The sequence below is a fragment of the Cupriavidus basilensis genome (genome assembly GCF_029335485.1).
GTDB classification, from domain to species: Bacteria; Pseudomonadota; Gammaproteobacteria; order Burkholderiales; family Burkholderiaceae; genus Cupriavidus; species Cupriavidus basilensis_E.
The window spans coordinates 1-11,359 of sequence record NZ_JARJLM010000650.1 but is presented as its reverse complement, the minus strand read 5'-3'; the positions used below and the strand labels follow the sequence as shown (position 1 = coordinate 11,359).

Annotated in this window: 9 protein-coding genes; 6 read left to right on the top strand and 3 right to left on the bottom strand. The window is 66.5% G+C overall.

Features of this window, described 5'->3' with window-relative positions:
- Nucleotides 1–20: 20 nt before the first annotated feature.
- The gene (cutA, locus tag P3W85_RS39895; protein WP_017225219.1) at nucleotides 21–365 is read left to right on the top strand and encodes a divalent-cation tolerance protein CutA; all 345 of its coding nucleotides are present in this window, start codon (nucleotides 21–23) and stop codon (nucleotides 363–365) included.
- Between the two features lie 102 nt (nucleotides 366–467).
- Nucleotides 468–2,438, top strand: a complete 1,971-nt coding sequence (dsbD, locus tag P3W85_RS39890; RefSeq protein WP_430869706.1) for a protein-disulfide reductase DsbD — start codon at nucleotides 468–470, stop codon at nucleotides 2,436–2,438.
- A 33-nt stretch (nucleotides 2,439–2,471) separates the two neighbouring features.
- On the opposite strand, the gene P3W85_RS39885 is transcribed toward dsbD, so the two are convergent.
- The 3 genes from P3W85_RS39885 to yihA all read right to left on the bottom strand — a co-directional run bounded on the left by P3W85_RS39885 (nucleotide 2,472) and on the right by yihA (nucleotide 5,793).
- The gene (locus P3W85_RS39885) at nucleotides 2,472–3,689 is read right to left on the bottom strand and encodes a magnesium transporter CorA family protein (protein WP_276268873.1); all 1,218 of its coding nucleotides are present in this window, start codon (nucleotides 3,687–3,689) and stop codon (nucleotides 2,472–2,474) included.
- 10 nt (nucleotides 3,690–3,699) lie between these two features.
- Entirely contained in the window at nucleotides 3,700–4,692 is a 993-nt protein-coding gene (gene hemB / locus P3W85_RS39880; RefSeq protein WP_035818305.1) for a porphobilinogen synthase, read from the bottom strand.
- Nucleotides 4,693–5,034: 342 nt separating this feature from the next.
- Nucleotides 5,035–5,793, bottom strand: coding sequence for a ribosome biogenesis GTP-binding protein YihA/YsxC (gene yihA, locus P3W85_RS39875; protein ID WP_017230946.1), 759 nt, complete (start codon nucleotides 5,791–5,793; stop codon nucleotides 5,035–5,037).
- 567 nt (nucleotides 5,794–6,360) lie between these two features.
- Between yihA and P3W85_RS39870 the strand changes: the two genes are divergently transcribed.
- The 4 genes from P3W85_RS39870 (at nucleotide 6,361) to P3W85_RS39855 (ending at nucleotide 11,321) form a co-directional block, all read left to right on the top strand.
- Nucleotides 6,361–7,020 (top strand): c-type cytochrome, encoded by a 660-nt coding sequence (locus P3W85_RS39870; protein WP_017230947.1) that lies wholly within the window; start codon nucleotides 6,361–6,363, stop codon nucleotides 7,018–7,020.
- A gap of 154 nt (nucleotides 7,021–7,174) precedes the next feature.
- Nucleotides 7,175–9,364: a cytochrome c biogenesis protein ResB gene (locus P3W85_RS39865; protein WP_276268872.1), complete on the top strand. Its 2,190-nt coding sequence runs from the start codon at nucleotides 7,175–7,177 to the stop codon at nucleotides 9,362–9,364.
- 154 nt (nucleotides 9,365–9,518) lie between these two features.
- Entirely contained in the window at nucleotides 9,519–10,724 is a 1,206-nt protein-coding gene (gene ccsB, locus P3W85_RS39860) for a c-type cytochrome biogenesis protein CcsB (RefSeq protein WP_017230948.1), read from the top strand.
- A gap of 144 nt (nucleotides 10,725–10,868) precedes the next feature.
- Complete coding sequence (locus P3W85_RS39855) at nucleotides 10,869–11,321, top strand: COG4315 family predicted lipoprotein (protein ID WP_276268871.1); 453 nt, start codon at nucleotides 10,869–10,871, stop codon at nucleotides 11,319–11,321.
- Nucleotides 11,322–11,359: the final 38 nt, after the last annotated feature.

Here is an 11,359-nt window from a genome sequence, read left to right as displayed (position 1 = left end):
TTAGAGAACGGGAAGGTGCGATGAGCGAGACAATCCTGGTGATGACGGTGCTGCCCGATGCCGATTCCGCCACACGCTTGACGCGCGCGGTGCTGGAGTCCCGGCTGGCCGCCTGCGTGAACCGGCTGGCGCCCTGCGAGTCCGAGTACTGGTGGCGCGGCGAGATCGAGCGTAGCCAGGAATGGCCACTGCTGATCAAGACCACCCAGGATCGCTATGCGGCGCTCGAAGCGGCGATTCGCCTGGCGCACCCGTATGAGGTGCCGGAAATCGTGGCCATGCCGGTGGTAGCGGGCTTCGCGCCTTATCTGGCCTGGGTGGCGCAGGAGACGCGTACCCCCGAGGCCGGCGACGACAGCGCGTAGGGATAACCGTCAAGGGGCGACAAGGCTGGGAATGCGTCCGGATGTCCGGGCCGCCAGGCGCTCGAAACACGGATATAACGAATGACAATTCAAGGATGGGGCATGGGTTTCGGAGAGACATCGAGCGCTTTTGGCCAGTGGCCGGCGGCGCGAGCGGTGCGGCATAGTGCCGCAGCACGCCTCCTGGCCCTGCTGCTCGCCGCATTGTGGCTGTGCCTTGCCGGCTTTTCCGGCGTCGCGCATGCAGCCGACGACGATTTCCTTCCGCCGGAGCAGGCCTTCCGCTTTGCCGCGCGGCAGCTTGATGCAAAGACCATCGAGGTCCGCTTCGATGTGGCAGATGGCTATTACCTCTACCGCGACCGCTTTGCCTTTGCCGCGCAGCCGGCCTCGGTCAAGCTGGGCGCGCCGGCGTTCCCGCCGGGCAAGGTCAAGTTCGACGAGACCTTCGGCAAGGAAATGGAGACCTACCACGGCGGGCTGACCATCCGCGTGCCGGTGGAGTCTGCCCCGGCCGACGGCAAATGGTCGCTGGTGGTGACCTCGCAGGGCTGCGCTGACAAAGGGCTGTGCTATCCCCCGGCAGAGCACGTCTTCAAGGTTGGCGGCGGCGTGCTGGACGGGCTGTTCGGCAGGAGCGCTGCGGAGGATTCTAGCCGCCCCGGCAACAGTGAGGCTGCGGAGCACGATGAAGCGCCCGCCGCCGCGGCTCCGGGCATCCCGTCGCCCGCCCAGGCGGCCTCCCCTGCCGACGAAAACGACCGTATCGCCGGCGCGCTGGCCAGCCGCAACCTCGGCCTGATCGCCGCCTTGTTCTTCGGCCTTGGCCTGCTGCTCACGTTCACGCCTTGCGTACTGCCGATGGTCCCGATCCTGTCGTCGATCGTGGTGGGCGAGCACGTCACGCGCGGGCGCGCCTTGCTGGTGTCGCTGTCCTATGTGCTTGGCATGGCGGTGGTCTATACCGGCATCGGGGTAGCTGCAGGGCTGCTTGGCGAAGGCTTGTCGGCGGCGCTGCAGGCGCCGTGGGTGCTGGCGGCCTTCGCCGTGCTGATGGTGGCCTTGTCGCTGTCCATGTTCGGTCTCTATGAGCTGCAACTGCCGCAGCACTGGCAGACCCGCTTGACGGCCTCCTCGAACCGCCGCCAGGGCGGGCAGCTGGCCGGGGCCGCCGCCATGGGCGCGATCTCGGCGCTGATCGTCGGGCCGTGCGTGACGGCACCGCTGGCCGGCGCCCTGGCCTATATCGCGCGCACCGGCGACGCCGTCACCGGCGGCGGCGCGCTGTTCGCCATGGCGCTGGGCATGGGTGTGCCGCTGGTGCTGGTTGGCGTGGGCGCGGGCAATCTGCTGCCGCGCGCCGGCCGCTGGATGGAAATGACCAAGCGTTTCTTCGGTTTCCTGCTGCTGGGCGTGGCGCTGTGGATGGTGGGCCCGGTGCTGCCGGCCTGGGCGCTGATGACCGGCTGGGCAGCGCTGTTCCTGGTGGGGGCGGTGTTCCTGAGCGCCTTCGATGCCCTCGGGCCCGAGGCGCATGGCCTTGCCCGGGTGGGCAAGGGCCTTGGCCTGCTGGCCGCCCTGGCGGGTGCAATCCTGCTGGTGGGGCTGGCTTCCGGCGGGCGGGATCCCCTGCAGCCGCTGGCGCACCTGGGGGCCGCGCGTACCGCGCCCGGCGCAGTCGCTGAGAATGCGTTGGCGCCGCGCTTCGAGCGGGTCCGCTCGATCGCGGAGCTCGACGCGCGCGTGGCGCAGGCCGCCGCCGCCGGCCAGCCGGTATTGCTCGACTTCTACGCCGACTGGTGCGTGAGCTGCAAGGAAATGGAGCGCTTCACGTTCAGCGACGAGCGCGTGCGCACCCGGCTGTCCGGCGTGGTGATGCTGCAGGCCGACGTTACCCGCAACAACGCCGACGACCGCGCGCTGCTCAAGCGCTTCGGGCTGTTCGGGCCACCGGGCATCATCCTGTATGGCCCCGACGGGCGCGAGCGGCCGGTACGCGTGATCGGCTACCAGCCGGCAGCGCGTTTCCTGGACAGCCTGTCGCGCGCCTTCGACGCCAAGGCCAGCATCTGAGGCGAGGCTGGCCCCGGCGCAGGGAGGGCCCGCCTAGCTCTGCTCCAGCCGCCGTCCCAGGGCCCATACCGCGGCCAGCACCACCACCACGGCACCCATCAGCCCGATCGACCACCAGAATCCCTGCGGCTCGCGCAGCCAGGGCATGCGGTCGAAATTCATGCCGAAGATACCGGTGATCAGTGTCAGCGGCATGAACAGCGCAGTGATCAGCGTCAGCGTGCGCATGGTGCGGTTGGTGCGATGCGCCACGGCCGAGAAATGGATCTGTACCGCGGACTCGATGGAGTCCTCCAGCCGGCGGGCATGCGCCAGCACGCGCGAGATATGCTCCATCACATCATTGATACGCACCAGCAGCGCTTCGTCGCGGCCGGCCGTGTCGGCCTGGCCCTCGCTCTCGTTGCTGTAGCTGTTGTCGAGCAGGCTGTCGCGGAACTCCTGCAGCGCATCGCGTTGCTCCTCGCACAGGTGCTCAAGCCGCCGCAGCTCGATCCGCGCATCCAGCAACCCTTCCCAGCTGGAAAAGCTGCGCCGCGAGTTCAGCAGCGCCCGCTGCCAGCGGTCCAACTGGCGCGTCAGCGGGGCGCGCAGATCCAGGTAGCGGTCGACCATCGCATTGAGCAGCCGCAGCATCATGTCCTCCGGGCGTGTCGGAGGGCGGATGCCGTGGACCAGGGCGCCATTACCGTTGGGCCGCGTCGGCTGTCTGGGCGCCTGGCATAGATCCAGCAGCCGCTGGCGCACCTGGTCGATGGTGCGGGACTGCGCGGGCCGGACCGTCAGCAGCACATTGTCGAAGACAAGGAAGGTAACCGGCTGGGTGTCGATCTTGGCCAGCGCGGGCAGAAAGCCGGGCGCGTAGCGGCGCGCCTTTGGTATTGCGCCCGTGCCCGTGGACAGCCGCGGGCCTGCCGCCGCCGGGGGCGCGGCGGCGTCGCCGGCTTCGGCGATCAGCCGGCTGGTTTCGAAGGTGAGCTTGCGGAAGATCACCATATCGTACGCATGGGTCGTATCGAAATACGACGGATGCGACGGATTGGTGGCATCGATCAGGTGCAGGTCCAGCACCGGCGCCCCGGTCAGCGCCTGTACGCTGTCGCGCCAGGCCGCCGCCGCTGTGCTGACTTCCTCGATCGGCGTGTCGACCCAGACGAAGCGGGCGGCCGCATTGCCCGCAAGGAAGTCACGCGCCTCGTCGAGCGAGGCGAGCGGGTGGACCTGGCTGGCGGAAAAACCTAACAGCTGCATCCGGGCCGCTTCAGGGCGTCAGCAGGCGGGCGGCGTCGCGCGCGAAGTAGGTCAGGATGCCGTCGGCGCCGGCGCGGCGGAATGCCAGCAGCGACTCCATCATGACCTTGTCGTGGTCCAGCCAGCCATTCTGCGCGGCGGCCTTGAGCATGGCGTACTCGCCGCTGACCTGGTAGACGTAGGTGGGAAAGCGGAATTCATCCTTCACGCGCCGCACGATGTCGAGGTAAGGCATGCCAGGCTTGACCATCACCATGTCGGCGCCTTCCATGATGTCCTGCGCCACTTCGCGCAAGGCTTCGTCGGTGTTGGCCGGATCCATCTGGTAGGTCATCTTGTTGCCCTTGCCCAGGTTGGCCGCCGAGCCCACCGCGTCGCGGAAGGGGCCGTAGAAGGCCGAGGCGTACTTGGCGGAGTAGGCCATGATGCGGGTATGGATGTGGCCGGCGTCTTCCAGCGCAGCGCGCACCGCGCCGATGCGCCCGTCCATCATGTCGGAGGGGGCCACGATGTCCACGCCGGCCTCGGCCTGTGTCAGTGCCTGCTTGACCAGGATTTCCACCGTGACATCGTTGATCACGTAGCCATCGGCATCCAGCACGCCGTCCTGGCCATGGCTGGTGTAGGGGTCCAGCGCCACGTCGGTCAGCACGCCGAGTTCGGGGAAGCGGTCCTTCAGGGCACGCACGGCGCGCGGGATCAGGCCTTCGGCATTGGTTGCCTCGATGCCGTCCGGTGTCTTCAGGGCGGCGTCGATCACCGGGAACAGCGCGATCACCGGGATACCCAGCTTGACACAGTCTTCCGCCACGGGCAGCAACTGGTCCACCGATAGCCGCTCCACGCCCGGCATGCTCGCCACGCTCTGGCGCTGGTTCTGGCCGTCGAGGATGAATACCGGATAGATCAGGTTGTCCGGCGACAGGCGGTTTTCGCGCATCAGCCGGCGCGAGAAATCATCGCGGCGCATGCGGCGCGGACGGTACTCGGGGAAAGTGGACATGGCTTGAGGGAGAGGAGTCAGAAGGGGAATACCGCTAGCCTGTCGCGCTGCGGCCACGCGGGGTCGCCGGTGAGTGCGCGATCAGACCGCTTGTGAAAGAAAAACTAAACTTTTGATCTCGCCCGCTATCATACTCGCGGACACTCTGCGTTGCGCTTGCGCGATGCAGCGTCCCCCGCTACTCCTCCCTGAGCGGGTACCCGCCCTAACCGGCGGGAAAGTTCGCCCCCGTTGCTTGCAACGGGGTTTTTTTTGCCTCGGCGCAAGGGAAGCCAGCGAGGCCAGCGAGGGGCAGCGCCGCATCGGAGCGCAGACCCGGGTACGCGCAGCGGGTCGGCAGGATCAGTTCGCGGGCGTGTCGGGCGCCGTGTTGTCCGTCGCGTCGTCCGCCGCGCTATCGAGCGTGGTATCGGGCACGGCTTGCGATGTCGCCGCGGGCCTTGTAGCGGGCGCGACGGGCGGCTGTGCCTCGGGCAGCGACAGCCAGCCCGCCACCACGCGCTGCGCCTCCTCGATGCCGCGGCGCTTCAGGCTGGAGAACAGTTGCGCGGTCAGGGCCACGGGCGTGTCGAGCTGCTCGGCGTAGCCCGCCAGGATCTTGCGGGTCTCGCGCAGCGCCAGGGCGTTTTCGCTGTTGGTCAGCTTGTCCGCCTTGGTCAGCAGCACGTGGATGGGCCGGCCCGTGGGCAGGAACCACTCGACCATCTGGCAATCCAGGTCGGTGAAAGGCCGGCGTGCATCCATCATCAGCACTAGGCCGGACAGCTGCGAGCGGGTCTGCACATAGTCGCTCAGCAGGGTTTGCCAGTGGTATTTGGCCGAGCCGGAAACCTGCGCGTAGCCATAGCCGGGCAGGTCGACCAGGAAGGCGAGCGGGTCCGGCGCCTTGACCGGCGCGACGCCGAAGAAGTTGATGTGCTGGGTGCGGCCCGGCGTGCGCGACGAGAAAGCCAGCCGCTTCTGGTTGCACAGGATGTTGATGGCGGTGGATTTGCCTGCGTTGGAGCGTCCGGCGAAGGCCACTTCAGGCACGGCCGTGGCAGGCAGGTCGCGCAGGTGGTTGACGGTAACAAAGAAGCGGGCCTGGTGTAGGAGGGACATGCGCTTGGGCGATGGGGCGGGTGAGGGCGGGTTGCCGCCTGGGATCAGGCGGTATTGCCAGCGTCACCACGCTGATGTGAGTGAGGCGTGCGGCACACGGTGCCGCCAGGATGGCCGGGGCTTGCGTCTGGCCGCGTCGCGGCGCGCACATCCTCTATCCGGCACACGATTTATTGTACAATAACGCGGTTAACGGCCTCCCGATTGGGTGACGCGTGGCATCCTTGGCCCGCATCAATCCGGAAGGGAAGCTTTGCGTGTCCGTTCCATCGAGGTAGCGCGGCCTGTCGGTCTCGCCCCTGCAGCGGCGTCCAATCCGGCGCCGGCGCATGCGGGCAACTGCAGGCCGAGAGTCTGCTGCCGGGATATTCGCACGGTCTGCCGCCCTCGTTCGCATGGGGGCGGTGCCATCTGGCTTCGTCTGGGTGTTTGTGGTTTTCAGGCGAGCGGGCGGTCCATCGTGATGAATTTCCGATGTCAAAGTGCCAGCCCATCGCGTCCTCACCGCGGGCAGGGTGCCGAACGGCGTGCCCCACGAATTCAAAACAATTCAGAGAAGGTGTGCGAATGAACCGCATTGCGAAACTTCTGGCTGTTGTGGCGCTGGCTCTGCCGGCAACTGCCATGACCGGTCTGGCATCTGCCACCGAGCAGGCTGCCGCGAAGGCTGATCCGGCCAAGGGCGAAACCCTTTACACCCAAGGTGCTCCCGATCGCAATGTCCCGGCCTGCCTGAGCTGCCACGGCGCCAACGGCAACAGCGGCGCCGCGGCCAACCCGAAGCTGGCCGCCCAGCATCCGGAATACGTCCACAAGCAGCTTGCCGATTTCAAAGCCAAGAGCCGCAACAACGCCATCATGTCGCCGTACGCGGGCGCCATGTCCGACCAGGAAATGAAGGACGTCGGCGCCTACCTGGCCAAGCAGGCGCAGAAGCCCGCCACCGCCAAGAACAAGGAAACCATCGAGGCCGGCCAGAAGATCTACCGTGGCGGCATCGCCGCCAAGGGCGTGCCGGCATGCGCGGCTTGCCATGGCCCCACCGGCGCCGGCATTCCCGCGCAGTATCCGCGCATCGGCGGCCAGTGGTCCGAGTACACCGAAGCGCAGCTGGTGGCATTCCGCCAGGGCACCCGCAAGAACAACCCCGTGATGACGACCATCGCCGCCAAGATGTCGGATGCCGAGATCAAGGCTGTGGCCGACTACGTCGCCGGGGTTCGCTAAGTCGTTCCGCGCCGGGTAGCCGGAGCGCTCCAGCCGGCCTTGCAACTGCGAGGTGCCGCGGGGTGCAACCAGGCAGCCTGGCAACAATCGAAAAGGGTGGCCTGCGCGAGCATGCCCACCCTTTTTTATTTCAAGGCCAAGGGCCACACTGCACATGTCGACCGCTTCCACGTCAGGACTGCACCTGAAGACCTCCCACCGCCTGCTGCGCGACGCGGTGGAACTGCTGTCCTCGATGCGTTTTGCCATCGCGCTGCTGACGGTCATCGCCATCGCCAGCGTGATCGGCACGGTCCTCAAGCAGAATGAGCCCTATCCCAACTACGTGAACCAGTTCGGCCCCTTCTGGGCCGACCTGTTCCACGCGCTGTCGCTGCAAAAGGTCTACAGCTCCTGGTGGTTCCTGCTGATCCTGGCCTTCCTGGTGATTTCCACCTCGCTGTGCCTGACCCGCAACGCGCCCAAGATGATCAACGATATGCGCTCGTGGAAGGACCACGTGCGCGAGCGCAGCCTGCGGGCCTTCCACCACCGCGCCGAGTTCGATTCGGAGCGCCCCCGCGCCGATGCCGTGAGCCGTCTCACCGCACTGCTGTCCAACCGCGGCTACCGCATCAAGGCCGTCCCGCATGAGGGCGCGACCTTGCTGGCGGCCAAGGCGGGCGCCGCCAACAAGCTGGGCTACATTCTCGCGCATACCGCCATCGTGGTGATCTGCATCGGTGGCCTGCTCGACGGCGACATGCTGATCCGCGCGCAGATGTGGTTCGGCGGCAAGACGCCGATCAGCGGCAATGCCGTGATCAACGATATTCCGCCGCAGCACCGGCTCTCGACCAGCAACCCGGGCTTTCGCGGCAATGCCTTCGTGCCCGAAGGCTCCACCGTTTCCACCGCCATCCTGAATATCTCGGACGGCGCCCTGGTGCAGGACCTGCCGTTCAATATCACGCTGAAGAAGTTCACCGTCGAGCATTACTCGACGGGCATGCCCAAGCTGTTCGCTTCCGACGTGGTTATCACCGACCGTGCCACCGGCCGCAAGACCGAGGCCACGGTCAAGGTCAACGAGCCGGTGGTGGTGGACGGCATCGCCATCTACCAGTCGAGCTTCGAGGACGGCGGCTCGAAGCTGAAGTTCGTTGGCTACCCGATGCAGGGCGGCAGCGACAAGACCTTCGCCTTCGCCGGTACGGTGGGCGCCAACTCACCGCTTGCCGGCACGGGCGGCGGCGCCGATGCCGAGGGATTGACGGTCGAGTTCAGCGATTTCCGCCTGATGAATATCGAGAACGTGACCGATGCATCGGGTAAGCCCGATGCCCGCGGCGTGGCGCACAAGTCGTTCAACGAGAAGCTCGAATCCCATCTCGGCTCGGCCGTGAATCCAGATCGCGCGAAGGAGCTGCGCAACGTGGGGCCGTCGGTGCAGTACAAGCTGCGCGACCGCAACGGCCAGGCGCGGGAGTTCAACAACTATATGGTGCCGGTCCAGCTCGATGGCCAGTCGGTCTTTCTTGCCGGCATGCGCGATTCGCCCAGCGAGCCGTTCCGCTATCTGCGCATCCCGGCCGACGAGCAGAACAGCGTGGCGGACTGGATGCGCCTGCGCGCCGCGCTGCAGGACCGCGCATTGCGCAGCGAGGCCGCGCGCCGCTTCGCCCTGGCCACGATGCCAGGCGAGGACCGCGAAGCGCTGCGTGGCCAGCTGGCCGAGAGCGCCATGCGCGCGCTGGATCTCTTCGCCGGCGTGTCGCGCAGCAGCCCGCAGGCGCCGCCGGGTGGCTTCACCGCGGTTGCCGGCTTCCTGGAGAAATCGGTGCCGCCGGCCGAACAGCAGAAGGCTGCCGATGTGTTGCTGAAGATCCTGAACGGTTCGATGTGGGAGCTCTGGCAACTGGCACGCGCGCAGGACAAGCTGCCCGTGGTGCCTAATAGTGCGCAAAGCGGCGCATTCCTGCAGCAGGCAATCAATGCGCTGTCCGACAGTTTCTTCTACACCGCGCCGGTTTTCCTGCAGCTCGACGACTTCACGGAGGTCAAGGCCAGCGTGTTCCAGATGACCCGTGCACCGGGGAAGAACATCGTGTATCTTGGCTGTCTACTGCTGGTGCTTGGGGTGTTTTCGATGTTCTACATCCGTGAGCGCCGGGTCTGGATCTGGGTGAAGGATCCGAAAGACCCGGTGGACCCGAGCGGCGGGCAAGGCGCCACCAGCCATGTGCTGATGGCCATGTCCACCCAGCGCCGTACACTGGATTTCGAGAAGGAGTTCGTCGCCCTGCGCGACGACGTGGGCCGGGCCGCCGGCAGCGTCGGCGGCACCGGCAACGACGGCCATTGAATCAAACGCCCGCCTCCCGTGCGGGCGAAGCGAGACCGGCGCGGCCAGCCGCGCCGCATGGGGCAGCAAGGTGGCCTGGTCGGCTATCGAGACGCAAGACGCGAGACTCGAGGATGCCGCCGCAGGCCGGGCCCGCAATTTAGCAGGAACCAATATGTCTTCGAATGTGAGTCAGGCCAGGCCGGCCGTGCAGGGGAGCCCGGCTGCCGTTGCCGCCGGCGGTGCCGAGCAGGCCTATCTGGAGCCGTCGTTCCTACGCCGCCTGGGCTTGGTCGACTGGCTTTTCGCCTTGCTGCTGGCGGCGGGTGCGGGCTTTGCGCTGGTTCGCTACGGCCAGTGGATGAACGTCTACGACAAGGGCGTCCTGATTGCCGCAGTGCCCACCTTTGCCCTGCTGGGCTGGCACTGGAAGCCAGTGCGACTGCTGATGGTGACGCTGGCCGTGCTGTCGCTATGCGCCATCCAGCTCTACCACGGCCAGCTGCCACGGGCCGAGCAGGCCTTCTTCCTCAAGTACTTCCTGTCGAGCCAGTCGGCCATCCTGTGGATGAGCGCGCTGGTGTTCCTGTCCACCCTGTTCTACTGGGGCGGCCTGCTGACCCGGTCCGAGACCGGGCTGCAGATTGGCAGCAAGATGGCGTGGGCTGCCGTGGTGCTGGGCTTCACCGGCATGCTGGTGCGCTGGTACGAGTCCTATCTCATTGGCGCGGACATCGGTCACATCCCCATCTCCAACCTGTACGAAGTGTTCGTGCTGTTCACGCTGATCACTTCGCTGTTCTACCTGTACTACGAGGGCCGCTACGCCACCCGCGCGCTCGGGCCGTTCGTGATGCTGGTGGTGTCGGCCGCGGTGGGCTTCCTGCTGTGGTACACGGTCAGCCGGGATGCCAGCGAGATCCAGCCGCTGGTGCCGGCGCTGCAGAGCTGGTGGATGAAGATCCATGTGCCGGCGAACTTCATCGGCTACGGCACCTTTGCCTTGGCCGCGATGGTTTCAGTGGCCTACCTGCTCAAGCAGAAAGGCATCCTGGCCGAGCGCCTGCCTTCGCTGGAAGTGCTGGACGATGTGATGTACAAGGCGATCGCCGTTGGCTTTGCCTTCTTCACCATCGCCACCATCCTGGGCGCGCTGTGGGCGGCGGAAGCCTGGGGCGGCTACTGGAGCTGGGACCCGAAGGAAACCTGGGCGCTGATCGTCTGGCTGAACTATGCGGCCTGGCTGCACATGCGCCTGATGAAGGGCCTGCGCGGCACGATGGCGGCCTGGTGGGCGCTGGTGGGTTTGCTGGTGACGACCTTCGCCTTCCTGGGCGTCAACATGTTCCTGTCCGGCCTGCATAGTTACGGCGAACTCTGAGCCGGATGTGGTCCCGCAAGAGAAACCTGCCTGATGAGGCAGGTTTTTTTTCGTCCTAATGGAATAAAGTCGTCACATACGGTGTTTACTGAAGGGACGGTGCCGGCTGGCGGCGCCGCATCGCATCGTATGGAGACCGATATCATGGCCCGTTCCCGTCCTTTCGCAGTCGCTTCCCTCGCTTCGCTGTCCCGTCCCGCCGCGCTCGCGCTTGCCTCGGCCGCCGTACTGCTTTCCGCCTGTTCCGGCATGGGTGGCATGGGCATGGGGGGAGCCGGCAATATGCCGCCCACGGTCAAGGTTGCAGGTGGCGCGCTGACGGATCCGCAGGGCCTGACGCTGTACGTATTCGACCGCGACATGGCCGCAGGCAACGGCAAGAGTGTGTGCAACGCCGCCTGCGCAACCAATTGGCCGCCCCTGATGGCAGCCCCTGGCACCAGCGCGATGGGCGACTACAGCGTCATCACGCGCGACGACGGCGCCAGGCAATGGGCCTATCGCGGCAGGCCGCTATACCGCTTTGCCAAGGATGCAAAATCGGGCGATCGCATGGGTGACAACTTCAACAACATGTGGCACGTCGCCACGCCCTGAGCGGGGTGCGGGCAGGCTGAAGGCATGGACGGCTTCGA

What these genes read in the sequence shown, in the direction of transcription:
- yihA (WP_017230946.1), bottom strand. Translation starts at nt 5,793, where the DNA reads ATGTCCCTCCTACACCAGGCCCGCTTCTTTGTTACCGTCAACCACCTG.
- cutA (WP_017225219.1), top strand. Translation starts at nt 21, where the DNA reads ATGAGCGAGACAATCCTGGTGATGACGGTGCTGCCCGATGCCGATTCC.
- P3W85_RS39870 (WP_017230947.1), top strand. Translation starts at nt 6,361, where the DNA reads ATGAACCGCATTGCGAAACTTCTGGCTGTTGTGGCGCTGGCTCTGCCG.
- P3W85_RS39865 (WP_276268872.1), top strand. Translation starts at nt 7,175, where the DNA reads ATGTCGACCGCTTCCACGTCAGGACTGCACCTGAAGACCTCCCACCGC.
- dsbD (WP_430869706.1), top strand. Translation starts at nt 468, where the DNA reads ATGGGTTTCGGAGAGACATCGAGCGCTTTTGGCCAGTGGCCGGCGGCG.
- ccsB (WP_017230948.1), top strand. Translation starts at nt 9,519, where the DNA reads ATGTCTTCGAATGTGAGTCAGGCCAGGCCGGCCGTGCAGGGGAGCCCG.
- P3W85_RS39855 (WP_276268871.1), top strand. Translation starts at nt 10,869, where the DNA reads ATGGCCCGTTCCCGTCCTTTCGCAGTCGCTTCCCTCGCTTCGCTGTCC.
- P3W85_RS39885 (WP_276268873.1), bottom strand. Translation starts at nt 3,689, where the DNA reads ATGCAGCTGTTAGGTTTTTCCGCCAGCCAGGTCCACCCGCTCGCCTCG.
- hemB (WP_035818305.1), bottom strand. Translation starts at nt 4,692, where the DNA reads ATGTCCACTTTCCCCGAGTACCGTCCGCGCCGCATGCGCCGCGATGAT.